This window comes from Solwaraspora sp. WMMA2056 (assembly GCF_030345095.1).
Taxonomy (GTDB): Bacteria; Actinomycetota; Actinomycetes; order Mycobacteriales; family Micromonosporaceae; genus Micromonospora_E.
In genome coordinates this window covers 2086429-2110121 of record NZ_CP128360.1, presented here as the reverse complement: position 1 = coordinate 2110121, position 23693 = coordinate 2086429, and the positions used below count along the sequence as shown (strand labels likewise).

The following is a 23693-nucleotide window of genomic DNA, read 5'->3' as shown; positions in this document are numbered from 1 at the left end:
GGGGCCGCAGAGCGCGATGGTAGTCCACCGGATCCACCAGGCACAGCAACGTCTTTTGCAGTTCTGCCTCTTTCAGTACCCTCGGTCCCCGGTACCGCGTCGCGCGGCACCGTCTGGAGTGGAGGCCGCTGGTGCGTCTGGAAGATCTGGTGTCCGGGCTGCGGGTGACCGGTGTCGTTCCGGGCGAGACCGTAGAGGTCATCTACGCGCAGCCGCAGGGCGCCGACGCTGTGGAGCTGACCTACCGGCTCGCTGCCGGCAAGCTGGATCAACGGATGCTGTTCCGCGCCGACGAGGCAAAGCTGCGTCGATCGGACGCGGGGAGCCGACCATTCGACGCCGACGGCGACGACTTTCGGCTCGTCGCCGAGGTCCAACGGATCTCGCTGGCTGGGCTGTTCGACCCGATGCTGGCCGTGGCCACCAGTGACGTCCAGCCGCTGCCGCATCAGATTCGCGCCGTGTACGGCGAAATGCTCGACCGCACCCCGCTACGTTTCCTGCTCGCCGACGACCCTGGTGCCGGCAAGACCATCATGGCGGGCCTCTACATCAAGGAGCTGCTTCTCCGCGACGACGTGAAGAGCTGCCTGATCGTGGCACCCGGCGGCCTCGTCGAGCAGTGGCAGGACGAGCTGTTCTTCAAGTTCGGCCTCCGCTTCGAGCTGCTCGCCCCGGATCTGGCCGAGGCGGCGTACGGCACCACTGTCTTCGCCCAGCGCCCGCTGTTGATCGCTCGGATGGATCAACTCGCTCGCAACCCGGTCCTGTCGGCACAGCTCGACGACGCCCACTTCGACCTGGTGGTCGTCGACGAGGCGCACCGGATGGGTGCCCGCTACTACGGCGGCAAGGTCGACAAGACGCGGCGGTTCCAGCTCGGCGAGCGGCTACGCGACCGGACCCGGCACCTGCTGCTGATGACCGCCACGCCGCATGCCGGCGTGGAGGCGGACTTTCAGCTCTTCCTCACTCTGCTCGAACGCGACGGATTCGAAGGAAAGTTCAAGGCCGGCGTGGACGATCCGAGCACCAGCGGGCTGATGCGGCGAATGGTCAAAGAGGACTTACTAACTTTCGACGGCAGGCCACTCTTTCCCGAACGTATCGCCCAGACGGTGCCCTACGATCTGTCGCCGGACGAACGCGATCTGTACGAGCGGGTCACCACCTATGTACGGGAGGGTATGAACCGGGCCGACCGGCTGGGTGTGCACGACAAGCGCCGGCACACTGTCGGATTCGCACTCACCGTTCTTCAGCGCCGCCTCGCCTCCAGCCCGGAGGCGATCCACCAGTCTCTGCTGCGCCGTGCCAATCGGCTGCGGCGGCGCCGGGACGACCTGCTCGGCGGCCGACCTGCCCACGACTCGCTCCGCTCGGTGGACGGGGGCGACTGGGACGGTGACGAGTACAGCGCCGCCGAGATGGAACACATCGAGGAGGAGCTGCTCGATGCGGCCACCACGGCCGCCACGATCGCAGAGTTCGACGCCGAACTCGCCGAGCTGGCCGGTCTGATCAAGGTCTCCCAGCACGTCCGCGACCTGGACACCGACCGCAAGTGGGTCGAGCTGCGCCGCATATTCCAGGACAACGAGTTGCTCCGTCCCGGAGCAGACCGCCCCCGCAAGCTGATCATCTTCACCGAACACCGCGACACCCTGGACTACCTGTCCCGCAAGATCTCCTCGCTCTTCGGCCGGACCGACGCGGTCCGCGCGATCCACGGCGGTGTCGGACGCGCCGATCGACGCGCGGTCACCGAGGAATTCACCAAGAGCCCCACGTGTCAGGTGCTGCTTGCCACCGACGCGGCGGGTGAGGGCCTCAACCTGCAGGCGGCCCATCTGGTCGTCAACTACGACCTGCCGTGGAACCCGAACCGTATCGAGCAACGGTTCGGTCGGGTGCACCGGATCGGGCAGACCGAGGTGTGCCGGCTGTGGAACCTGGTAGCCGCCAACACCCGCGAAGGGGAAGTTTTCACCCGGCTGCTGTGGAAGGTCGAGGAGCAACGGAAAGCCTACGGGGGCAAGGTCTTCGACGTTCTCGGATCGGCTTTCGACGAAACGCCACTGCGCGACCTGCTCATCGAGGCCATCCGTTACGGTGACCGCCCGGAAACCCGGGCCCGGATGGAGAAGGTGATCGACGACAAGGTTGCCCACGGTCTCAAGGAACTGCTGGAGGACCGGGCGCTGACCCACGACGCCATGTCCGACGCCGACCTGGCCCGGGTGCGCAGGCAGATGGAGGAAGCTCGGGCCCGCCGGCTGCAACCGCACTACATCGAGTGGGCCTTCCGCCGTGCCTTCGGGTATCTCGGCGGCCGACTCGCCCGACGGGAACGTGGCCGATACGAGATCAGCCATGTCCCGCCGGCCGTCCAGGCCGCAAGCCGTTGGGGACCGGTCTCGTCGCGCTATGAACGGGTCACCTTCGCTCTCGACCTGATCGACGTCGACGGCCGGCCCCGGGCCGACCTGCTGGCACCCCGGCATCCGCTGCACGACGCCGTCGCCGACCGCGTCCTCCAGCAACTGCGGGGTGTTCTCGAACGGGGCACCGTCCTGGTGTCTCCGCAGGTCGAGGAGCCGGCCGTGCTGGTCGGGGTGAGCGAGGAGGTCGTCGACGGTACCGGAGAGATGGTCGCCCGGCGGTTCAGTTACGCGTACGTCGACGCCAGCGGCCGAGTCGCCCCGGCCGGGCCGGCGCCGTATCTCGACTGCGCACCGGCACCACCGACACCCGCAGTGGAGAATGCCCGGAAGCTGCGGTGGCTCGCCACCGCAGAGTCCGAAGCCCGCGCCTGGATCAGCAAGCATCAGCTCGCCGGCTACCTCACCGAGGTTGCCGACCGACGGCGCGCCGAGATCGAACGGACCCGGGAACGGGTCGACCAGCGACTGACGTACGAAGCTGCCCGGCTACACCGGGAAGCAGCCGACGCGCAGGCGAAGGAACGGTCCGGCGTCAAACCAAGAGAAAGCGCCGACAGCCTGCTCCGCAAGGCCAAGGAGCTGCAGGTACGTCGTACGGAACGGCTCGCGCTGCTGGATCGTCAGGTCGAATCGATCATCAAGCCGCCGCAGATCATGACGGCCGCCCTCGTCCTGCCACTCGCGATGGTCGGCGACGCGATACCGGCGGACGCTCCGATCCACGCCCGGGAGACCCACGCGGTCGAACGACGCGGCGTCGAGCTGGTCCTCGCCGCTGAACGAGCCCTCGGCCGAGTGCCACAGGAACAGCCGTACGCCAACCCCGGCTACGATATCCTCTCGCTCACCGCCGACGGGGGCTCGTCCATCCGGATCGAGGTGAAGGCCCGCATCGAGGGTGCCGACGACTTCCACGTCACCCACAACGAGATCGTCACCGGCCGCAACGCCGCCCCTGACTACCGGCTCGCCATGGTCCTCGTCAGCGCGGCGGGCCCGGAACACGACCGGGTACGCTACGTCGCCGACCCGTTCGCCGGTGTGGAGTTCGGCGACCTCCCGGCCACCGGACTACGCGTCAGTTGGCCGAAGTCCTGGGCCGCCGGCGTCGCTCCGTACTAACGGGTTGAACTGCACGAAAGACACATATGTCCTAGAGTGCGGTGGAGTGGTGATGTAAGGACGCGCCCGCGCGTCGGGCCGGCCCGATGGGAAACGCACCGATGGACTTCGAGACGGTGGTCCTGTCGATCGGTAAGGCCATCGACGCCGCCGGCGTACTGATCATCCTGGTCGGGCTGACCGTCGGCACCGTGATCTACCTCAAGGGCGTGTTCCGGGGTCAGGACACCCGCGCGACGTACCGCCGGTACCGGCAGGACATCGGCCGGGCGATCCTGCTCGGCCTGGAGTTCCTGGTCGCCGGGGACATCATCCGGACCGTCGCCATCTCCCCCACCTTCACCAGTGTCGGCGTACTCGCGTTGATCGTCGCGGTGCGAACTTTTCTCAGTTTCTCCCTCGAGGTGGAGCTCGACGGGCGGTGGCCGTGGGGCAAGCCGGCCGCCGCCGGCGCCAGCGCGACCCGCGACGGCACCAACACGTAGCGGAACGGAAACACTCGTACGGAAAGCTGGTTGCGGCTGGATCACCGCGCCGGCTGGAGGGTGGCATTTCCGTGGAGATTCTCGTACTGACGACCCGGCCGCACACCGACCCGGCCCGCCGGGCGTTGCCGGCGCTCGACCTGCTGCCGCATTCCGTCCGGGTCGCCGGTCACGACATGGCCGCCCTGATCTCCGGGCCGGACCCCGACGTGGTGCTGGTCGACGCCCGGCATCTGCTGGCCGAGGCCCGCGCGGCCTGCCGGATGCTGCGCACCACCGGGCTGCGGGTGCCGCTGCTGGCCGTGGTGGAGGAGGCCGGGCTGATCGCGGTCTCGGCCGAGTGGGGGCTCGACGATCTCGTCCTGGCCACCGCCGGCCCGGCCGAGGTGGAGACCCGGCTGCGGCTGCTGGTCACCCGACGGGCGGCGGCCGCCGGCGCGACCGGGACGATGGTCACCTGCGGCGATCTGGCGATCGACCCCGACATGTACGCGGTGAAACTCAAGGGCCGGCCGCTCGACCTGACCTTCAAGGAGTTCGAGCTGTTGAAGTTCCTCGCCCAGCACCCAGGGCGGGTCTTCACCCGCGACCAGTTGCTGCGGGAGGTGTGGGGGTTCGACTACTTCGGCGGCCACCGCACCGTCGACGTGCACGTCCGGCGGCTGAGGGCGAAGCTCGGCAGCGAGTACGAGTCGATGATCGGCACCGTCCGACAGGTCGGCTACAAGCTCGTGCTGGCACCCCGGGCGGACCCGCAGGTCATGGTCGACGACCTGGCGGCCCTGCGGGCCTGACGGCAGGTACGACGGTCGAGGTCCGGCCGGTGCGGTGCAGCCCTGTCCATCCGAACGCATCCAGTCAAGATCCAGTCCAGCTTCAGTCGGGTTGATCAGGATGTCGGTCGTGGACATGTTCGCACCACTGACCACCGCCGGAAGGAACCTCATGCCACTGCGCACCCACCGCCGCACCATCGCCCGGGTCTTCGCGACCCTCGCCGCTGCTGCCGCCGTCGTCGTCGCGGGGATCGCACCCGCCTCGGCCGCACCGGCCACCGCCGCGAAGGCCGCGGCCATCGAATGCTCCACCCGGATCACCACTCCGGTGCAGATCTACACCAGCTCCGTCTACTCGCTGGTCGAGGTCAGCTGCAACCAGACGATCGCCGGCGTCGGCGGGAGTGTCGCCCTCTACCGCGACGGCACCTTCCTGGGCAGCGCCCGGGTCCAGTACACCAACCGGAGTTACGCCTACAAGCTGAACATGGTGACCTGCGTGCCGGGCAACTACCACGCCATGGGCTACGCCTACGCCAACTTCGACGGCGGCGCGGCCGACATCTTCGACAGCGTCACCACCCCGACGGTCGCCATCACCTGCACCTGATCCGTCCCGCCACGGTCGGGCAGTCCGTCGATCCGTCCACATCGACCACCTGACCGTACGGCGTACCAGTCGTGAAAGGGTGCCGGCGCTCTGCGCGCCGGCACCCCTTCGGCGTGCGGTCGGTCGCACCGGCGGCCAGCCCGACCTCGTCGGCCAGCCCTGACCTCGTCGGCCCGCTCAGGGGCCGGTGGAGTCGTCCGAATCGTCGTAGGTCGGGCCGGCGAACCCGTCGTGGTACCCGCCGCTGAAGGGGCGACTGCGACCGGCGGCCGGGTCCGGGGCGGGGCCAGGGGTCATCTCGTCGGTCCGGTCGTCGCGGTCGTCGTCGCCGTGCCCGAGCGCCGACAGGTCGATCGCGGCACCGAGCGCGACCAGGTCGCCGAGATCGTGCTGGTCGTCGCGCAGCCAGTCCAGGGCGTCGCCGACGGCGTCGACCGGAAGACCGCCCGAGCCGACGCCGAGCTTCTCGCGTACCCGGGTCGCGACCTTGCTGAGCCCGACCAGCGTCAGCGGCGCGCGGACCCCGCGCCAGACGGTCCGGGCCGCCCGTCGGTCCGGGGCGGGGCCGGACGCCGGCAGGTGGTACCAGACCTGCACCTTCGACGGCGGTTCGCCGGCACCGTTGGCGCGCGCGACGACCGGCTGTGCGTCGAACGCGTCCGCCGGCACCCCGTCGTAGCGGTGACTCGTGATGACGTCGCGGTAGAGGAAGTCGTCGACGATCACGATCAGGTCGGCGGCGGCGTTGCGGGGCGCGGCGAACACGTCCTTGAAGACCTGCGAGCCGACCAGGTCACCGGCGAGGATCACCGCCTGTCCGACGAAGCCGGTGGCACCACGTCCGGTGCTGCCACCGGCGAACGCGGCCCGTAGCCGGATCCGGCCGGCCGCGCCGGGCTCGGCGTTCGCCTCGTACAGCCCGTGTCGCAGCCCGAGGATCAGCCTCGGGAGGACCTGCCCGAGATCGGTGTCCTCGGGCAGGACCGCCAACTGCCCGTCGCCGTGGTCCTGCACGTTGTCCCGGTCCAGCCGTCGGATCCTGGCCCGTTCGCAGGCGAACTGGACCACCCGCAGCAGCCGGTCCTGCACGTCCAGCTGGCCGGGGACGGAACGCTTGCTGTAGCCCTCGACGTCGACGAACATGCTCAACCGGTACGGGGTCTGCGGTCGGGTCACGGCAGGTCGTCTCCTTCCGCTGGCGGCAGCGTGCCGGTGGCGACCAGCCGCCGCAGCAGGTCGGGGCGGCACACGATCTGCCGCCGGTACTCGGTCCTGATCACGCCGCGTTGGCGCAGGGTGCGGAAGGCCCGTTGCAGGCTCGGGTCGGAGACGCCGACGAGCGAGGCGAGCTCCGGCTGGCTCAGCGGCACCTCGATCCGGATCCCGCACGGGTGGCCGCGGCCGTAGACGTCGGCCAGGTTCTCCAGCGCCAGCGCGAGACGGACCAGGGTGGACGCGGTGGTGAAGTCGACCCGGTGCCGGGTCGCCCGCCGGAACTTCTCCGCTACCGAGGCGTGGATCGCGGTGGCGGCCTGCGGATGTTCGGCGATGAAGGTCCGCAGCGACCGGGCGGAGATCACCCGCGCCCGGACGCTCGTCGCGGTGAACACCGACGCCGCCCGAGGGGTGCCGTTCATCGCGGCGAGCTCACCGACCATGTCCCCCGGCACCGCGCAGCGTCAGCAGTACGGTGCGTCCGTCGGCGGTCCCGCCCAGCACCTTCACACAGCCGGCCAGCACCAGGAAGGCATCGGTGGTGGTGTCGCCGTCGAGCATCAGGGCCGCCCCGGCGGCGAACCGCCGCTCGGTGCCGAGGCTGGCGAGCGCCTCCCGGTCGGTTTCGGCAAGTGAGTGGAGCAGGGTGCCGGCCCGCCACATGGTGGCTCCCACCGCGACGGGTCGGTGCGGATGATTCATCGAACGCCCCACAGTCGCGGCGGCCGGCCACGGGATCGTGCCGCTGTCGATGAGGACGGTAACCGCTTCCATAGTAGTGGGACATCGCTCCTTGTGGTCGACGGCGGTCGCTCTTCGTATCAATTGGCGCACTAATCGGCTCACCACTTCCCATCCGGTGATGGGAAGCGCGGCTGGCCGCGTCCCTAGCATCATCGCCACCAATCCCGGCAGCGGTCGTCGCCGCTGCCCTCGTCGCGCAGGACGGTGATCATCGTGGAGGTCCGGGGCGGAGCGGGCGTCGACGTCGGCGACGTCCTGGCGTCCTGTGCGGACGTCGCGGCGCGCGGTGGTGAACAGCTCGCCCCGCTGGTGCGGATGCTGCGTGGCGGCGGTGCCCGACTGGGCGAGCCCATGCGGCTGGCGGTGGTCGGGCAGATCAAACGGGGAAAGTCGACATTGGTCAACGCGCTGCTCGGTGAGGAGGTCAGCGCGACGGGGCGGGCCGAGCTGACCTTCACGGTCAGCGAGTTCCGGTACGCCGACACGCCGCAGATCGTCGTGCACTACAAGGATGGAACGGAATCTGTCGGATTCGCGCCGGAACAGTTCCACGAACTGACCACCCGTGATTCCAGTCGCGCGGACCACCTGCGACTGATCCGAAAGGTCGAGTTCGGCATCCCCAACTCGTTGCTGCACAGTTTCCATCTGGTGGACACGCCTGGGCTGGGCAGTGTGCACGTGACGGACGCGGCGAACACCCGTGACATTCTCGGCATCGGTGACATCGCCGACGGTTCCGAACGGTACGCCCTGGAACAGGCGCTCGCCGCCAGTGGCCGGGACGCGGCGGCCGTGCACCACGACAGTGCCGCCGAGCTCGACCAGGCCGACGCGGTGCTGTACCTGTTCAGCCGGGCTCTGCATCAGAGCGACCATGCGGCGTTGTCGCAGTTCATCGGCACCGCCGGCACCTCGTTGACGCCGCTGAAGGCGTTCGGTGTCCTCAGCCGCTGCGACCAGTACTGGCCGGACCGGACGGCGGCCCGCGACGCCGACCCCCTCGATCACGATCCGCTGGCCGTCGGTGACCAGCTGGCCCGCCGGTTGCTCGACTGGGCGCCGGCCGCCCGGACCTTCTACACGGTCCTGCCGATCGCCGGGCTCGTCGCCGCGGGCGCGACCCAGCTGGGCGAGCACGAGTTCGAGTGGCTCGCCGACCTGGTGCGGGCCGGCGGCGCGGCGACCGCCATCCGCCGGCTGCGGGATCCGGCACGGTTCGCGACGAAGGAGCAGCTGCCCGGCGTACGGCTGCCGGTCGCACAGCGCCGTGCCCTCGTCGTCCGGATCGGCGCCTGGGGCACCGCGCTGGCCTGCCGCTACCTCGACGACGGGCTCGACCCGGCGCAGGTACGGCAGCGGCTGCTCGACCACAGTGGGATTCCTCGGCTGCGCAGCCTGGTGATCCGGCACTTCGGCAACCGTTCGACGCTGCTCAAGGTCGACGGGGTGCTGCAGCGGGCCCGCGCCGAGGTCTTCGCGCTGCGCCTGGCCGCGCAACGCGCCGGCGTGCCGGTGGCGCCGGAGGTCGACCACGTCGCCGCCCGGCTCGAGATGCTGCACGACGCGCTGCCCGGTCTCGCGGAGCTGCGGACCCTGCGCCGCCACTACACCGGCGAACTCGGGCTCGACGAGTCGGAGGTCGCCACGCTGCTGCAGGTCACCGGCGAGCACGGGCCCGACGCGGCGTCCCGGGTCGGGCTGGCGGCCGACGCGAGCGCCGCACAGATCGCGCAGGCCGCCCGCGCCGCCATCGGGTGGTGGGCCGGGCAGTTGCAGGACCCGATGCGCGACGCCGCCGAGGTGGCGGTGGCCCGGCAGTTGATGCGCTCGTTCGAGCGGATCGAGGCCGAGGCGACGACCGGTGACACCCCCTCGGAGTCCGACGATTTGGAGGCCCCCTCATGCGCACGACCGTGACCCGCTGGTGGGCGGGCAGACCACGGTGGCGACCCCGGTCGGTCCGTCGGGACCTGCTGCGGATCGAACGCAAGGTCGACGACCTGTCCGCCGTACTGCAGGCGATCGGCACCGCGCCGCAGGCGATCGGCACCGCGCCGGCGACACCTTCGCTGCAGGCGATCGGCGCCGCGCCGCCGGCGGCACCTTCGCCGGTGGACATGCCGGTGGAACCGACCGTGGTCGAGGAGGTCCCGGACACGTTGTGGCAGCTCATCCGGATCGCCGACCGGCTGGCCGATCTCACCAGCCGGGCGACGCCGGTCGATCCGGGGCAGGCCGTCGCCGTGCTGCGCTGGCTCGACCGGCAGCTACCGGCCGTACTGGAAGCGGCCGGCCTCATCGCGATCGCCGACACCACCGGGCCGGTCGACCTCGACCGGCACGAGGTGGTGGCGAGCCGGTCGGGCCCGGTCACCGCCGAGGAGATCACCGAGACGGTACGGGTGGGCTACCAGTGGCGTGGCGCGCTGCTGCGTACCCAACAGATCGTCACCACCTGTCCTGATGCTGTCGCATCGTCGACCTGAGCCGAGGAGGCCCGGTGAACCAGTTGTCCGTCCTGCGCCATAAAGTGCTGTCGGAGTTCCGTACCGTCGTCGATCTCACCGAACGCAGCGCGCCGGCGCCGCTGCACGAGGCCGCCCAGCAGGCGTGGCACCGGCTCGCTGCGGAGCGGTACCGGGTCGTGGTGTGTGGCGAGTTCAAGCGGGGCAAGTCCACCCTGCTCAACGCGCTGGTCGACCGCGCCGGCCTGTTCCCGGTCGACGTCCAGATCGCCACCTCCGTGGTGATCGAGTTGTCCTACTCGGCCACCGAACTGGTCCGGGTGCACTTCGGTTCGACCATGGAGCGGCCGGACGACGTACCGGACCCGGTCGAGATCGCGGTGGACCGGATCGGTGACTACGCCACCGAGCAGGGCAATCCGTTCAACGAGAAGAACGTGATCCGGATCGAGGTCGGCCTGCCGCTGGAGGAGCTCAAGCAGGGTCTGATCCTGGTGGACACCCCCGGGATCGGCAGCATGAACCCGGCCCACGGCGTGGTCACCCGGGCCGAGATCCTCTCCGCCGACGCACTGATCTTCGTGGCCTCGGCGCAGGAAGGGCTGAGCACGAACGAGCTCGACTTCCTCGCCGACGCCATCGAGGTCTGCCCGACGGTGATCACCGCGGTCACCTTCATCGACATGGTGGTCGACCCGGCGCAGGCGATCGCCGAGACCGCCCAGAAGATCGCCACACTGGCGGGCCGGCCGGTGGACGAGCTGACCGTGGTGGGCGTCGCCGCGCCACGCAAGCACGACGCCGGCGACGACGACGATCCGGAGCTGCTCACCGAGTCGGGGTTCCCGCTGCTGGAGCGGCAACTGTGGGACGGCCTGGCGGAGACCTGCGGGCGGGCCCGGGTCGCAGCGGTCCTCGACACCTGGCTGGAGCTGGTCGAGACGCTGCGGCAACCGCTGGCGGACCAGATCGCCGCGCTGCGCGCCGAGTCGTCCGCGACCGGGATCAGCGGTCAACTCGATGAGATCAAAAAGGAGCTGGCGGACCTCGACAAGACGCTGCCGACCGAGGCGGCCGAGCTCGCCAACCGGTTCGACCGGGAGACCCGGCCGGTGCTGGAGCGGCTGGCCGACGACTTCGACGCCCTCGGTGACGCGTTCCGGGATGCCACCAACCGGCCGACGCCGCCCGACGAACCCGCCAAGTTGGCGAAGCAGACCATCAGCCAGACCGTCGACATCGCCGACCAGGCCGGGCGCGAGCTGCGGGCCGCCGCCGTCGTGGTCGCGCTGGAGTACGGGCTCGGCAACGCGTTCACGGCTACCGCCGACGACCTGCCCGGTGGTCCGCGTGGGGCCACCGACGAGTTGACGATCCGGACCCTGACCGAGCGGAGCGCGTTCAGCCGGCTGCGTACCCGGTTCAGCGGTGTCGTCATCGGCGGCGGCGCCGGCGCGGCGATCGGCGCGATCGCCGGTTCGTTCATCCCGGTGGTCGGCACCGCCCTCGGTGCCGCCGCCGGCGCGCTGGTGGGCAAGATCGGCGGCTTCTTCGCCGGCAAGAAGGAGAACGAGCGGCAGGAGGCGCTCACCGAGCGCCGGGACACCGTGGCCCAGCTGCGCGACTACGTACTGCCCCGGCTCGACTCGGCCCGCCGCGCGGCCGAACGCAGTGTCGGTGCCCTGGGCCGGGATCTGGCGATGGGTCTGGAGCAGGCCCGCCGGGCGCACCGGCAGACCCGGCGGGAGATGCTGCAGGATCGGGCGAAGTCGCTCACCGCCGCGTTGCGGGACAACCAGCAGGAGCGGGCGGCACGCATCGCCGCGCTGGAGGAGATCCTCGACCTCTACGGCCGGCTGATCGAGCAGCAGGACGTCCTGCGGGAGCAGCTCGACACCCTCGGCGACCAGCCCGGCGATCGGCCGGTCGACTGATGGGGCCGGTCTACGGCGTCGACTTCGGCACCTGCAGGTCGGCCATCGCGGTCGGCCGGGCCGACGGCACCACCGTGGTCTGCCGGGATCCCCGGGGCGAGTACGGCCAGCAGGAGAGCGTCCCCACCTCGGTCTTCCTGACCGCCGCCGGCGACCTCGTGGTCGGCACCGCCGCGGAACGGGCCAAGGGCTCACGGCCGGGCCATTTCCGCAGCGAGTTCAAGGCGGACGTCGGCAGCGACGTCCCGTTCATGATCGGCGGCCGTGCGTTCACCACCGAACAGCTGGCCGCCGAGGTGCTCGGTTTCCTGCGGGGCCTGGCCCGTGACCAGGTCCCCGGGGATCCGGAGACGGTGGTGATCACCGTACCGGCCTCCTGGGAGCAGGGCAGGCGGGACCGGATGCTGGCGGCCGCCGTGCGGGCCGGGTTCGACCCGGACACCGTACGGATCGTCTTCGAACCGGTCGCCGCGGCGGCCGAGGTCTTCGCCGGCACCACCGGCGCCCCGATGACGGCGCTGATCTTCGACCTGGGCGGCGGCACCTTCGACTGTACGGTCGCCCGGTCGACGCCGAATCGCCGGTTCGAGGTGCTCGGCGCGCCCGGGCACCTGTCGGACGTCGGCGGCCGGTGGTTCGACCGGCGGATCGTGCGGCACATCGCCGACGAGTTCCCCGAGGCGACCGCCTTCCTGCGGGGTCCGGCCGGCGATGCCGATCTGCTGCGCCGCCGGGAGTTGCTGCGCGCGGACGTCGAACGGATGAAGATCGTGCTCTCCGGTGCGCCGTCGGCCCACGAGTTCCTGTCCGAGCTGGACGTTCCACAGGAGTTCGAACTGACCCGTGACGCGTTGGACGGGTTACTCGGCCCCTATCTGACCCGTGCGCTCGACACCGCCGAGAGCATGCTCAACGACATGGGCCTGAGCTGGGCGGAGATCGACCGGATCGTGCCGGTCGGCGGCTCCAGCCGGATCCCGCTGGTGGGTCGGCTGCTGAGCCGCCGCTCCGGCCGGATCGTGCTGCGGCTGGACCGACCGGACCTGACCGTGGTGCGCGGCGCGGTCGCCCTGGCCCGGATGCCGGCCCACCACGCCTGGCCGGCCGGCGACCGGGCCAGCGACGGGGTGATCCCGCAGCGGCTCATCACCGGGCAGCGGCTCAGCGCCGTGTCGTTCGCCCCGACAGGCAGCCGGATCGCGCTCGGCTCGGTCGCCGACGTGCGGGTGCAGGACCTCGCCTCGGCCGGCCACGAGTGGCGGACGACCGGCAGTGGCGTGCCGCCCCTGCTGGCCGGTACGGCGTACCCACCGGTGGTCACCGCGGTGGCCTTCTCCCCCACCGGTGAGCTGATGGCCAGCGGTGGCCTCGACGGCACCGCCCGGGTGTGGAACGCGGTCCGCCGGGAACGTCTGGTGGTCGTCGACCACGCCGACTGGGTGAGCGCGGTCGCGTTCAGCCCGGACGGGCGACGACTGGTCACGGCGAGCTACGACCGTACCGCCCGGGTGTCGGACGCGGTCACCGGACGCCAACTGTTCGAGCTGCCCCACCCGCACTTCGTCCGGGCTGTCGCGGTCAGCCCGGACGGTCGGCTGCTCGCCACCGGCTGCGCCGACCGGCTGGTCCGGGTCTGGGACCTGCTCACTGCGCGTACCGTCCGGGAGCTGCCGCACGACGACTGGGTGAACGCGCTCGCGTTCGACGCCGCCGGCCGCCGCCTCGCCGCCGCGAGCTACGACGGCCGGTGCCGGCTCTGGTCGGTCGACACCGGCGCGCTGCTGCAGGAGTTGCGCCACGACGACGGGGTACGCAGTGTCGCGTTCAGCCGCGACGGCAGGTTCGTGGCGACCGGCAGCGACGACGGTACGGCCCGGATCTGGTCGGCCACCGGGGAGCTGCTGACCACCACCATGCACGGTGGACGGGTCAGTGGTGTGGCGTTCTCGCCCGGCGGCGGCCGGCTGGCCTCGGCCGGGCAGGACGGCACGGTGCTGTTCACCGCACTGCCCGAGTCGACGACGAGGTCGGCGCAGGCCGGCGAGGTCAGCCCGCGCCGGCGCTGAGGACCAGGCTGGCCAGGCCGGCGACGACCAGCAGGACCGTGCCCCGGATCGCGGCGGCGATGTGGCGGTGCTTGGTCAGCGCGATCTCGGCCAGCAGCCGGTTGAGCGCCCAGGCCTCGGCCCGCAGGTCCCCCGACCTCGTGCCGCCGGCAGGCGGCGGGTCGGTGCCGGCCATCGCCGGGAAGGCGAACCGGTTGGTCGGGCCGGGCGGCGTGATCCGGGGGCGTAGCGCGGCGGCCAGGTGCAGCCCGGTCGCCGCCAACGCGGCCACCAGCACGGTCAGGACGACGACGAGCACGGCGGCGGGTCCGGCTCCGCCGAGCGTGGCGCGCAGCGGTCCGGCCTGGGTGACGAGCAACGTGACGACGCCGGACACCAGGACGGCGAGCATGCTTCCCTTGGTGTCGGCGTGCTGGATGCTCGCCTGGAACGACGCGGTGATCGCGCAGGCGACGTCGAGCTCCTCTTTGAGGGTGAGGTCGTCGTCGCGGCGGTGGTCTGGTCCGGCGTCTTCGATCGACATGGTTTCATGGGAGCACGGCGCGGCTCGCCGGACCGCATCATCCGAGGCGGTCCGGGCTCACCGTTCACGATCCCGGTGTCCGGGCGCGAGCGGCGTACCGCTCCCGAAGGGCCACTTTGGAGACCTTGCCGGTCGGTGCCCGGGGGATCTCGGGCAGCACCCAGACCTGGTCGGGAATCCACCAGGAGGCGATCCGGCCGGTCAGGTGGGCGCGCAGCGCGGCGGCGTCCAGAACGGATCCGGGTACGGTGACCACGCAGGCGAGCGGGCGTTCGCCCCACCGGTCGTCGGGGATGCCGATCACGGCGGCCTCGACCACGTCGGGATGGGTCAGGATCTCGTGTTCGAGCTGGACCGACGAGATCCACTCACCGCCGGACTTGACCAGGTCCTTGACCCGGTCGACGATCCGCACGTAGCCGTGGGCGTCGATGGTGGCGAGGTCGCCGCTGCGCAGCCAGCCGTCGGCGGTGAACGACGACGTGCCCGGCTCGGCGCCGAAGTAGCCCGACGCGATCGTGGGGCCGGCGAGCTGCAGCTCACCGGGGGTCCGGCCGTCGTGGTCGACCGGGTTGCCGTCGGCGTCGACCAGGCGCAGCTCGGTCAGGGGTACGGCCGGGCCGGGGGTGGCGAGCAGGGCCCGCCGGGCCGGCTCGTCGAGCCCGTCGTGCACGGTGGCGAGTCGTCCACAGGCGACCAGTGGGCTCGCCTCGGTCATCCCCCACGAGCTGGTGATCATCACGCCGGTGCGGTCGTGCCAGGCCTGGGCGAGTGGTGCGGGCAGCGCGCTGCCACCGGAGACGACCATCCGCAGGTCGGGCAGGTCGACCTCGGCGAGGTGCGGGAGCAGACCCTGCCAGATCGCCGGGACCCCGGCGGTGAAGGTGACCCGGTGCCGGGACAGTTGGCCGGCGAGCGCCGCCGGGCTCATCGCCGGGCCGGGCAGGACGAGGTCGGCACCGGCGAGCATCGCCGCGTACGGCAGGCCCCAGGCGTTGACGTGGAACATCGGTACGACGGGCAGCACGACGTCGCGTTCGCTGATCGCGAAGGTGTCCGCGCCGAGCAGCAGCAACGCGTGCAGCACGATCGACCGGTGGCTGTACAGCACGCCTCTGGGACGCCCGGTGGTGCCGGAGGTGTAGCAGAGGCTGGCGGCGTCGTTCTCGTCGACGACGACCGGCGCCGCCGGCGCGTCCGGCGCCAGCGCGTCGGCGTCGGCGTCGGCGTCGGCGTCGGCCAGCAGCGTCTCGTAGTCGTGGATCCTCGGATCGTCGGGCAGCTCCGTGGTGGCACCGTCGTCCATCACCACGACGTGGCGCACGGTCGGCAGCTGGTCGATCAGCGGCCAGACGACGCCGATCAGGGACCGGTCGACGAACAGCACGTCGTCGGCGGCGTCGGCAACGATCCAGGTCAGCTCGGCGGCGAACAGCCGGTGGTTGAGGGTGTGCAGCACCCGTCCACTGGCCGGTACGGCGAGGTAGAGCTCGACGTGCCGTTGGGAGTTCCAGCCGAACGTGCCGACCCGGGCGCGCCGGGGTACCCGCAGCCGGTCCAGCACCCCGACGAGGCGCCGGGCGCGGGCGACCACCTGCCGCCAGGTGGCGACGGTCTCGCCGTCGACGGTGGCGGTGACGACCCGTTTGTGGCCGAACGTGCTCTCGGCGCGGCGCATCAGCGTCGCGATGTCGAGGGGCCGGTCCTGCATCAGGGCGCGCATGGCATCCTCCGGCGGTACGGGGCGGCCGCGGCGGGCGGCCACCGGCCTATCCGGTCGTGGTGTCGCGGTGGCCGACCAGCCGCAACGCGAGGTCGGCGTAGTAGTCGCCGAGCTGGTCAGGTGAGTCGGTGCCTTCGAGCCGGTACCACCGGACCAGGTCGATGCTCAGCGAGAGCATGGCCCGGGTGATCCGTTTGACGTCGACCGGCGCGAACGAGCCGTCGGCGACGCCGCGCGCGACGGCGTCGCGGAAGAACTCGTTGGTCTCGTGCCGCAACTCCAGCACCTCGGCGTAGTGCTCGGCGGTGAGACCGGCGAGCTCGTACTGGCTGACCCGGGCGGCGACGTGGTGCCGGGCGTGCCAGGCGGTGTAGCGGGCCATGATGGCCCGCAGCCGGTCGGGTGCCGCCTCGACGGCGAGCACCGCCGGGTCGCGTACGGCCGCCAGGACCCGTTCGTGGCCGGTCCGGATGATCTCGAACAGGACCAGTTCCTTCGACGGGAAGTGGACGTAGAGCGCGGCCGGGCTGAGCCCGACGCCTTCGGCGATGTCGCGGGTGGTGGTCGCGTGGAAGCCGTTCGAGGCGAAGCAGCGCACCGCCGAGGTGAGCAGTCCGCGGGGCACCTCGCCGAGCTCCGTGCGCCACAGCTCGGGCGAGTCGTCGCGCAGTCGTGGGTCTTCTGCCAGGTCCTGTGCGGTGAACCGGGCCTGCCGTCTGGCCATCAGGCGATCATCGTCCCCTTCTCGTCGCCGGCCCGCTGTGAGCCTTGACACGGGCCAGCCTACTGGATGACTATGCGCTTAGTCACGAGGTGAGCAACTCCGAAACGTCACCGAAACCGCAGCGCCCGATTCCACCCCTGGTCACCAGGCCGCACCGGATCCGCCGGCCCGCCGCGTACGCCGCCCACGGCCCATCGCGTACCGCCGTCGACGCGCCTGGTGGCGGCGACACCCCTTCGCACACTCCGACCCCTCGAGGGAGAGCCGCATGTTCCGCACCAGATCACCCCGCGTCGGCCTCACCGCCGGCGCGCTCGGCCTGACCCTGCTCGCCACCGCCTGCGGCGGCGGCGACACCGACAGCCCCGCCTCCGCCGACGCCCCGTTGCAGGGCCGGACCATCGCCCTCGTCGGCTACGGCGACGTCAACCCATGGGGCGCCTACTTCAACGACGTCTTCGCCGAGGAGCTGGCCCCGACCGGCGTCGAGATCACCGACCTGACGACGATGGACCCCGGTACGCAGGTCCAGAACTTCAACCAGGCCGTCGCCCAGAAGCCGGACCTGATCGCCGTGGCGATCCTCGACACGCAGGCGATGGTCGTCCCGATCCAACGGGCCAGGGCCGCCGGCGTCCCGGTGCTCGCCTTCGACGGCCCACCCGACCCGTCGGTGGCCGGCGACGTGATGGCGGTGCTGTCGGACAACGAGAAGCTCGGCGAGTACGCCGCCCAGAACATCATCGAAGGTCTGCAGGCCCAGGGCCGCGACTCCGGCAACGTCATCGTGCTCACCGGCACCAAGTCGATGCTGGTCACCCAGGACCGGATGACCGGCTTCAACCGGGTGATGGCGACCGCGCCGCAGTACCAGGTCGTCGACGAACAGGACGCCAACTGGGATCCGCAGCTGTCCGGCACCATCGCCCAGCAACTGCTGGCCAAACACGGCCGCGACGGCGTCCAGGCCGCGTACGGCATGGCCGACTACATGGCCCTGCCGATCGTTCAGGCCGCCAAGCAGGCCGGCTTCCCGGTCGGCGGCGACGACGGACTGATCGTCACCGGCAGCAACTGTTTCAAGGCCGGCATCGACGCCATCCGGGCCGGCGACATGTACGGCACCGCCACCGAGGACCCGGGCACGATCGCCGTGCAGACCGCCGACTACGCGCTGCGCTTCCTGACCGGCGAGAACCCGCCGCAGACCGAGATCGTCGAGGAACACCGAATCACCGCGGCCAACCTCGACGAGTTCGCCGAACAATGCAGCCACGTCTGACCGGACCGGCCGGCGGCGACCGAGCCCTCGACCGTACGCAGGTACGCGTCGAGGGCCTGGCCCGGGCCTTCCACGGTGTGCCGGCCGTACGGGACGTCTCCTTCACCGTCGCCGCCGGCGAGATCCACGCCCTGTGCGGCCACAACGGCGCCGGCAAGAGCACCGTCGTGAAGATGCTCTCCGGACAGCTGACCCCGGACAGCGGACGAATCCACGTCGGCGGTACGCCGGTCGTGCTGCGCAGCCGCCAGGCCGCCCAGCGCCTCGGGGTGGCCCTGGTCGACCAGGAACTCAGCGTCGTACCGGCGTTGACGGTCGGCGAGAACATGCTGCTCGGCGACATCAGCGCGCCACTGGTCGACCGGCGCCGTCGGGCCACCGCCCGGTGCCGGCAGGTGCTCGACGAGATGGGGCTCGGACACCTGCGGCCCGACCAGCCACTGTCCACGCTCAGCATCGGTGAGCGGCAGCTGGTCGAGATCGCCCGCGCGCTGAGCCAGCAGGCCCGACTGGTGATCCTCGACGAGCCGACGGCGACGCTCAGCGACACCGAGAGTGCCCATGTGTTCGCCGCGGTCCGCCGGGTCGCCGCCACCGGCTGCGCCGTCGTCTTTGTGTCGCACCGGCTGTCGGAGGTGCTCGACCTCTGCGACATGGTGACCGTGCTGCGCGACGGCCGTACCGTCGCCAGCACACCGGCGGCCCGGCTCACCGTCGACGAGCTGATCGTGCAGATGCTCGGTGAGACGCCGCACCGGCTGGCCGCCGCGCCCCGACCCGACGGCGACCCCGGACCCGCGCTGCGGATCGAGCGCCTCCGGGTGCCCGGACGGCTCGACGACTTCACCCTCACCGCCCGCCCCGGGCGCGTCTACGCGCTCGCCGGGCAGCTCGGCAGCGGCGCCTCCGACGTCCTGCGGGCGCTCGCCGGGCTGCACCCCACCGCGACCGGAACCGTCGAGCTGGGCGGCCGGCGGGTGCCGTACCGCGATCCGGTCGCGACCGCGCGCACCGGCATCGCCTTCGTCTCCAACGACCGCAAGTCGGAAGGTCTGTTCCTGGGCACGTCCGTCGCCGCGAACCTGGTGGCGACCCGACTGCCGCGCCTGGCCCGGTACGGCGTGCTGCGGTCGGGCCGCGAAGCCGACGCGGTCCGGGACCTGGCCCGTCAGTCCGGCCTGCCCGCCGCCCGGCTGGGCGACCGCGTCGGCGCGCTCAGCGGCGGCAACCAGCAGAAGGTCTTCATCGGCCGCTGCCTCGGCCGCGACGACGTGCGGGCACTGCTGCTGGACGAACCCACCCGGGGAGTCGACATCGGCGGCCGGGCCGCGATCCACCAGCTGCTGCGGCAGGCCGCCGACAGCGGGCTGATCGTCGTCTTCGCCTCCACCGAGCTGGAGGAGCTGCTGGAGCTCGGCGACGAAATCGTCACGATGCGCGACGGGCGGATCGTACGGCGACACACCGGTGACGTCGACGGCGCGGCCCTGATGCGCGAGATGACCCACCAGGCGGAGGCGACATGACGGACCACTCGGCCGGCGGCGGCGACCGGGCCGGCACCATCGGCGGCGACCGGGCCGGGGCTGCGGTGCTGCAGGCCCGGCGGCTGCCGCCCGTGCTGAGCCGCGTCGCGCCCGTCGTGGCCCTGCTGCCGCTGATCGCCCTGGCCGTGACGACCGACCGGTTCCTCACCGTCGACAACGCCCGCGCCATCCTCGCCTCGGCCACCTTCGTCGGCATCACCGCCATCGGCGCCACCCTGGTCATGATCGTCGGGTCGGCGGTGTCGCTGGCCACCGCGCAGACCGCCACCGTCGCCGCGATGACCTTTCTGGCCAGTCAGCACCTGGGTCTGCCGGTCGGGGTGGCCGTAGCGGTCGGCTGCGGCATCGCGCTCACCGCCGCGCAGGGCGCCGTCGTCGGCTACTGGGACGCCAACCCGATCGTGCTGACCATCGCCGCCGGGTTCGCGATCGGCGGCGGCGTCGCCACCTGGTTCAGCGGCGGCACCCCGGTCTACCCCCGGACCACCGCGTTCGACGCGCTCAACGCCACCTACCTGGGACTGCCGCTGGCCACCTACGTGCTGCTCGCCGTGACGGTCGCGGCCCACTGGACGCTGCGGCGGACCACCGCCGGCCGGCAGATGTACCTGGTCGGCGAGAACCGCGCCGCCGCCCGCGCCGCCGGCCTGCCGGTCGGCCGGTCGGCCGGGTGACCGTGCTCGCCTGGGCGTTCCTCGGCGGCTGCACCGCGCTGACCGGCGTCTTCCTCGCGTCGTTCACCACCTCGGCGACGGTGACCCTCGGCGGCACCCTGACCCTCGACGCCATCGCCGCGGTCCTCGTCGGGGGCACCGCCATCGCCGGCGGGCGCGGTTCGGCCTGGCAGACCCTCGGCGGTGCCGTACTCATCGCCGTCATCTCCGACGTCCTGCTGCTGCGCGGATTCTCCACCGGCATGCAGATCCTCGCGAAAGGTCTCCTCGTGCTCGCCGTCGTCGTCCTCGTCCACCTGCGCACCACCCGGAGCACGCGATGAACCGCGCCGGGTGGAGCCGGCCGCGGTGGCTGACGGACCGCGCCGCGTGGAGCCGGCCGCAGCGGGCGATGCCGGTGGTGTCGCTCGCCGTCGTCGCGGTGGCGTTCGCCGGTACGCCGCTGATCAGCGGCCGGCCGGTGGAGCTGTTCGACGGCTACAACGCGCTGCAGGGCTTCGCCCAGCTGGGCCTGCTCGCCCTGGCCATCGGCATCACGATGATCGCCGGCGAGTTCGACCTGTCGGTGGTCGGCACGTACGCGCTCGGCGGAATGGTCGCGGTGACGACCGGCGCGACCTCGCCGGTGACCGGGGTGGCGGCCGCCGTCGCCGCCGGTGCCACCGTCGGCGCCGTACAGGGTGGACTGATCGCCGGCCTGCGGATCCCGTCCATGCCGGTCACCCTCGCCACGTACATCGGGCTGCTCGGGCTGACCAACGTACTCTCCGGCGGGCTGAGCGTGACGTACCCCGACAGCGCCGCCACGGTCTGGGTCGACCAGCAGATCGCCGGGATCTTCTCGCCGCGCAGCCTGCTGACCCTGGCCGCGTTCGGGCTGGTCGCCCTGGTGCTGGGGACCACCCGGCTGGGGCGCGAGCTGCGCGCGGTCGGCGGCGACCGCCGGGCCAGCCGGGTCGCCGGGGTACGGGTCGACCGGCATCTCGTCGGGGTCTTCACCCTCTCCGGCGCGTTCGCCGCGCTCGGCGGCGCACTGCTCAGCTACAGCTACGCCTCGGCCAACCCGGACCCGGGCCTGCAACCGCTGATCCTGGCCGCGGTCGCCGCGTTGCTCGGCGGAGTGTCGCTGGCCGGCGGCCGGGGCAGCGCCGCCGGGCTGCTCGCCGGGGCGCTGTCGGTGGCCCTGCTCGCCCAGATCGTGACCGCCGCCGCACTACCCAGCTACTCCACCCACCTGCTGTACGCGGCGCTGCTCGCCGTGATCGTCGCCATCGAGAGCCCTGGACTGCACCGCGCCGTCGACAGCTTGCGCGCGGCACGCCACCGCCCGACGGCAGCTGGTATCCCAGCCTCCCCACAGCCGACACCACCTGAGGAGTCCTGATGCCCGAAGCCGTGATCGTCGCGGCGGCCCGCTCACCGATCGGGCGGGCCCGTAAGGGGTCGCTCGCGGGAATGCGCCCCGACGACCTGACCGCGCAACTGGTCCGGGCCGCGCTCGACCAGGTGCCGGCGTTGGATCCGGCCGAGATCGGCGACCTGATGCTCGGCTGCGGACTGCCCGGCGGCGAGCAGGGCGACAACATGGCCCGGGTGGTGGCCGTACTGCTCGGGCTCGACGGCGTCCCCGGCACCACGATCACCCGGTACTGCTCGTCGTCGCTGCAGACGACCCGGATGGCGTTGCACGCGATCCGGGCCGGCGAAGGTGACGTGTTCGTGTCGGCCGGCGTGGAGACGGTCTCCCGACACGACCGCGGCACCTCCGACTCGTGGCCGGACACCCACAACCCGAGGTTCGCCCAGGCGGAGCAGCGCACCCGCGACGCGGCCGAATCCGGTGCCGTCCAGTGGCAGGACCCGCGCACCGACGGCGCGCTCCCCGACGTCTACATCGCCATGGGGCAGACAGCCGAGAACCTGGCCCGGGCCCGGGGCGTCACCCGGGAGGAGATGGACCGGTTCGGCGTACGGTCGCACAATCTCGCCGAACAGGCGCTCGACAGCGGCTTCTACACCCGGGAGATCACCCCGGTGTCACTGCCGGACGGCTCGGTGGTCGACACCGACGACGGTCCCCGACGTGGTGTCAGCTACGAGGCCGTGGCGCAGCTGACGCCGGTGTTCCGCCCCAACGGCCTGGTCACCGCCGGCAACTGCTGCCCGCTCAACGACGGCGCGGCGGCCCTGGTCGTCATGTCCGACACCCGGGCCCGCGACCTGGGCGTCACCCCGCTGGCCCGGATCGTGGCCACCGGCGTCACCGCCCTGTCGCCGGAGATCATGGGGCTCGGCCCGGTCGACGCGTCCCGGCAGGCCCTGCGGCGCGCCGGCATGACCATCGACGACGTCGACCTGGTCGAACTCAACGAGGCGTTCGCCGCCCAGGTGATTCCGTCCGCCCGGGACCTCGGCGTCGATCCGTTCGGCGACCGGCTCAACGTCCACGGCGGGGCGATCGCGCTCGGCCACCCGTACGGGATGACCGGTGCCCGGATCACCACCACGCTGATCAACGGGCTGCGGGCCGTCGACGGCACGATCGGCCTGGCAACCATGTGCGTCGGCGGCGGGCAGGGCATGGCCATGATCCTGGAGAGGCTCCGCTGATGGGCAACCTGACCTTCGACTTCACCGGCCGTACGGTCGTCGTCACCGGCGCGGCCCGGGGCGTCGGTCTCGCCATCGGCCGCCACTTCCGTGACGCCGGGGCGACGGTGTACCTCGTCGACCTCGAAGCGGAGACGGTGAAGGCGGCGGCCGATCAGATCGGCGCCGTCGGTGTCGCCGCCGACGTCGCCGACACCGGGCAGGTCACCGACGTGGTGCAGCGGGTGGTCGCCGAGAGCGGCCGGATCGACGTCCTGGTCAACAACGCCGGGATCCTGCGCGACGGCGTGGTCTGGAAGCTCACCGACGAGGCGTACGAATCGGTGATGGCGGTGCACGCCGGCGGCACGTTCCGGTTCACCCGGGCCGTCGTGCCGCACCTGCGCCGGCAGGGCGGCGGACGCATCATCAACGTCACCTCCTACACCGGCCTGCGCGGCAACCCCGGCCAGTCGAACTACGCGATGGCCAAGGCGGGGATCATCGGCTTCACCAGGACCACCGCGAAGGAGCTGGCCCGGTTCGGCATCACGGTCAACGCGATCTCGCCGAACGCGCAGACCCGGATGATCTCCGCCATCCCGGCGGCGAAGCTGGCCCAGCTCACCGCGGACATTCCGATGGGCCGGTTCGGTGACGCGTCCGAGATGGCGGCCGCCGTCGCGTTCCTCGCCTCCGACGAGGCCGCCTACGTCACCGGGGTCGTCCTGCCGGTCGACGGCGGCCTGTCGTTGTAGTCAACACGA

21 protein-coding genes are annotated in these 23693 nt (G+C 71.6%); 15 read left to right on the top strand and 6 right to left on the bottom strand.

Annotation, left to right across the window (positions count from 1 at the left end; translation table 11 throughout):
* Positions 1 to 131 precede the first annotated feature (131 nt).
* From O7608_RS09735 to O7608_RS09720, 4 genes are all read left to right on the top strand, one after another.
* Positions 132 to 3566 (top strand): helicase-related protein, encoded by a 3435-nt coding sequence (locus O7608_RS09735; RefSeq protein ID WP_289209624.1) that lies wholly within the window; start codon positions 132 to 134, stop codon positions 3564 to 3566.
* Between the two features lie 101 nt (positions 3567 to 3667).
* Entirely contained in the window at positions 3668 to 4051 is a 384-nt protein-coding gene (locus tag O7608_RS09730; protein ID WP_289209623.1) for a DUF1622 domain-containing protein, read from the top strand.
* Positions 4052 to 4116: 65 nt separating this feature from the next.
* Positions 4117 to 4845, top strand: a complete 729-nt coding sequence (locus O7608_RS09725; protein WP_421361457.1) for a winged helix-turn-helix domain-containing protein — start codon at positions 4117 to 4119, stop codon at positions 4843 to 4845.
* 109 nt (positions 4846 to 4954) lie between these two features.
* Positions 4955 to 5437, top strand: coding sequence for a hypothetical protein (locus tag O7608_RS09720; RefSeq protein WP_289209621.1), 483 nt, complete (start codon positions 4955 to 4957; stop codon positions 5435 to 5437).
* Between the two features lie 177 nt (positions 5438 to 5614).
* Here O7608_RS09720 and O7608_RS09715 read toward each other — a convergent pair whose 3' ends face one another.
* The 3 genes from O7608_RS09715 to O7608_RS09705 are packed head-to-tail and all read right to left on the bottom strand — an operon-like array spanning position 5615 to position 7354.
* On the bottom strand, positions 5615 to 6613 hold the full coding sequence (locus O7608_RS09715; protein WP_289209620.1) for a hypothetical protein: 999 nt from the start codon (positions 6611 to 6613) through the stop codon (positions 5615 to 5617).
* Positions 6610 to 7095, bottom strand: a complete 486-nt coding sequence (locus O7608_RS09710; protein WP_289209619.1) for a Crp/Fnr family transcriptional regulator — start codon at positions 7093 to 7095, stop codon at positions 6610 to 6612. The genes O7608_RS09715 and O7608_RS09710 overlap by 4 nt, the downstream gene beginning before the upstream one ends.
* Positions 7085 to 7354: a cyclic nucleotide-binding domain-containing protein gene (locus tag O7608_RS09705; RefSeq protein ID WP_289209618.1), complete on the bottom strand. Its 270-nt coding sequence runs from the start codon at positions 7352 to 7354 to the stop codon at positions 7085 to 7087. Before O7608_RS09705 ends, O7608_RS09710 begins: the two co-directional genes overlap by 11 nt.
* 246 nt (positions 7355 to 7600) lie before the next feature.
* On the opposite strand from O7608_RS09705, the gene O7608_RS09700 reads away from it, so the two are divergent.
* Genes O7608_RS09700 through O7608_RS09685 form a run of 4 tightly spaced genes read left to right on the top strand, consistent with a single transcriptional unit; the run spans position 7601 to position 13864 of the window.
* Entirely contained in the window at positions 7601 to 9316 is a 1716-nt protein-coding gene (locus tag O7608_RS09700) for a dynamin family protein (RefSeq protein WP_289209617.1), read from the top strand.
* Entirely contained in the window at positions 9301 to 9885 is a 585-nt protein-coding gene (locus O7608_RS09695; protein WP_289209616.1) for a hypothetical protein, read from the top strand. Before O7608_RS09700 ends, O7608_RS09695 begins: the two co-directional genes overlap by 16 nt.
* 14 nt (positions 9886 to 9899) lie before the next feature.
* Positions 9900 to 11798 carry a dynamin family protein gene (locus O7608_RS09690; protein ID WP_289209615.1) on the top strand — a complete coding sequence of 633 codons (1899 nt, stop codon included), beginning with the start codon at positions 9900 to 9902 and terminating at the stop codon, positions 11796 to 11798.
* On the top strand, positions 11798 to 13864 hold the full coding sequence (locus tag O7608_RS09685) for an Hsp70 family protein (RefSeq protein ID WP_289209614.1): 2067 nt from the start codon (positions 11798 to 11800) through the stop codon (positions 13862 to 13864). The genes O7608_RS09690 and O7608_RS09685 overlap by 1 nt, the downstream gene beginning before the upstream one ends.
* Here the strand turns inward: O7608_RS09685 and O7608_RS09680 are convergent.
* The 3 genes from O7608_RS09680 to O7608_RS09670 all read right to left on the bottom strand — a co-directional run bounded on the left by O7608_RS09680 (position 13845) and on the right by O7608_RS09670 (position 16834).
* Positions 13845 to 14387, bottom strand: a complete 543-nt coding sequence (locus tag O7608_RS09680) for a Pycsar system effector family protein (protein WP_289209613.1) — start codon at positions 14385 to 14387, stop codon at positions 13845 to 13847. The two genes, O7608_RS09685 and O7608_RS09680, sit on opposite strands and share 20 nt — an antisense overlap.
* Before the next feature lie 64 nt (positions 14388 to 14451).
* Positions 14452 to 16110, bottom strand: coding sequence for a long-chain fatty acid--CoA ligase (locus tag O7608_RS09675; protein ID WP_289209612.1), 1659 nt, complete (start codon positions 16108 to 16110; stop codon positions 14452 to 14454).
* Between the two features lie 46 nt (positions 16111 to 16156).
* Positions 16157 to 16834, bottom strand: a complete 678-nt coding sequence (locus O7608_RS09670; protein ID WP_289209611.1) for a TetR/AcrR family transcriptional regulator — start codon at positions 16832 to 16834, stop codon at positions 16157 to 16159.
* 268 nt (positions 16835 to 17102) lie between these two features.
* On the opposite strand from O7608_RS09670, the gene O7608_RS09665 reads away from it, so the two are divergent.
* From O7608_RS09665 to O7608_RS09635, 7 genes are read left to right on the top strand one after another with little or no spacing between them, the layout of a single operon-like run.
* Entirely contained in the window at positions 17103 to 18116 is a 1014-nt protein-coding gene (locus O7608_RS09665) for a sugar ABC transporter substrate-binding protein (RefSeq protein ID WP_289209610.1), read from the top strand.
* Complete coding sequence (locus tag O7608_RS09660) at positions 18101 to 19642, top strand: sugar ABC transporter ATP-binding protein (RefSeq protein WP_289209609.1); 1542 nt, start codon at positions 18101 to 18103, stop codon at positions 19640 to 19642. The genes O7608_RS09665 and O7608_RS09660 overlap by 16 nt, the downstream gene beginning before the upstream one ends.
* Positions 19639 to 20337 (top strand): ABC transporter permease, encoded by a 699-nt coding sequence (locus O7608_RS09655; RefSeq protein ID WP_289209608.1) that lies wholly within the window; start codon positions 19639 to 19641, stop codon positions 20335 to 20337. Before O7608_RS09660 ends, O7608_RS09655 begins: the two co-directional genes overlap by 4 nt.
* Positions 20334 to 20660 (top strand): ABC transporter permease, encoded by a 327-nt coding sequence (locus O7608_RS09650; protein ID WP_289209607.1) that lies wholly within the window; start codon positions 20334 to 20336, stop codon positions 20658 to 20660. Before O7608_RS09655 ends, O7608_RS09650 begins: the two co-directional genes overlap by 4 nt.
* Complete coding sequence (locus tag O7608_RS09645) at positions 20657 to 21721, top strand: ABC transporter permease (protein ID WP_289209606.1); 1065 nt, start codon at positions 20657 to 20659, stop codon at positions 21719 to 21721. The genes O7608_RS09650 and O7608_RS09645 overlap by 4 nt, the downstream gene beginning before the upstream one ends.
* Positions 21721 to 22947, top strand: coding sequence for an acetyl-CoA C-acetyltransferase (locus O7608_RS09640; RefSeq protein WP_289209605.1), 1227 nt, complete (start codon positions 21721 to 21723; stop codon positions 22945 to 22947). Before O7608_RS09645 ends, O7608_RS09640 begins: the two co-directional genes overlap by 1 nt.
* Positions 22947 to 23684: an SDR family NAD(P)-dependent oxidoreductase gene (locus O7608_RS09635; RefSeq protein WP_289209604.1), complete on the top strand. Its 738-nt coding sequence runs from the start codon at positions 22947 to 22949 to the stop codon at positions 23682 to 23684. Before O7608_RS09640 ends, O7608_RS09635 begins: the two co-directional genes overlap by 1 nt.
* Positions 23685 to 23693: the final 9 nt, after the last annotated feature.

What these genes read in the sequence shown, in the direction of transcription:
- O7608_RS09655 (WP_289209608.1), top strand. Translation starts at nt 19,639, where the DNA reads ATGACGGACCACTCGGCCGGCGGCGGCGACCGGGCCGGCACCATCGGC.
- O7608_RS09685 (WP_289209614.1), top strand. Translation starts at nt 11,798, where the DNA reads ATGGGGCCGGTCTACGGCGTCGACTTCGGCACCTGCAGGTCGGCCATC.
- O7608_RS09730 (WP_289209623.1), top strand. Translation starts at nt 3,668, where the DNA reads ATGGACTTCGAGACGGTGGTCCTGTCGATCGGTAAGGCCATCGACGCC.
- O7608_RS09680 (WP_289209613.1), bottom strand. Translation starts at nt 14,387, where the DNA reads ATGTCGATCGAAGACGCCGGACCAGACCACCGCCGCGACGACGACCTC.
- O7608_RS09660 (WP_289209609.1), top strand. Translation starts at nt 18,101, where the DNA reads ATGCAGCCACGTCTGACCGGACCGGCCGGCGGCGACCGAGCCCTCGAC.
- O7608_RS09695 (WP_289209616.1), top strand. Translation starts at nt 9,301, where the DNA reads ATGCGCACGACCGTGACCCGCTGGTGGGCGGGCAGACCACGGTGGCGA.
- O7608_RS09670 (WP_289209611.1), bottom strand. Translation starts at nt 16,834, where the DNA reads ATGGCCAGACGGCAGGCCCGGTTCACCGCACAGGACCTGGCAGAAGAC.
- O7608_RS09640 (WP_289209605.1), top strand. Translation starts at nt 21,721, where the DNA reads ATGCCCGAAGCCGTGATCGTCGCGGCGGCCCGCTCACCGATCGGGCGG.
- O7608_RS09665 (WP_289209610.1), top strand. Translation starts at nt 17,103, where the DNA reads ATGTTCCGCACCAGATCACCCCGCGTCGGCCTCACCGCCGGCGCGCTC.
- O7608_RS09645 (WP_289209606.1), top strand. Translation starts at nt 20,657, where the DNA reads ATGAACCGCGCCGGGTGGAGCCGGCCGCGGTGGCTGACGGACCGCGCC.
- O7608_RS09710 (WP_289209619.1), bottom strand. Translation starts at nt 7,095, where the DNA reads ATGGTCGGTGAGCTCGCCGCGATGAACGGCACCCCTCGGGCGGCGTCG.
- O7608_RS09675 (WP_289209612.1), bottom strand. Translation starts at nt 16,110, where the DNA reads ATGCGCGCCCTGATGCAGGACCGGCCCCTCGACATCGCGACGCTGATG.
- O7608_RS09635 (WP_289209604.1), top strand. Translation starts at nt 22,947, where the DNA reads ATGGGCAACCTGACCTTCGACTTCACCGGCCGTACGGTCGTCGTCACC.
- O7608_RS09705 (WP_289209618.1), bottom strand. Translation starts at nt 7,354, where the DNA reads ATGAATCATCCGCACCGACCCGTCGCGGTGGGAGCCACCATGTGGCGG.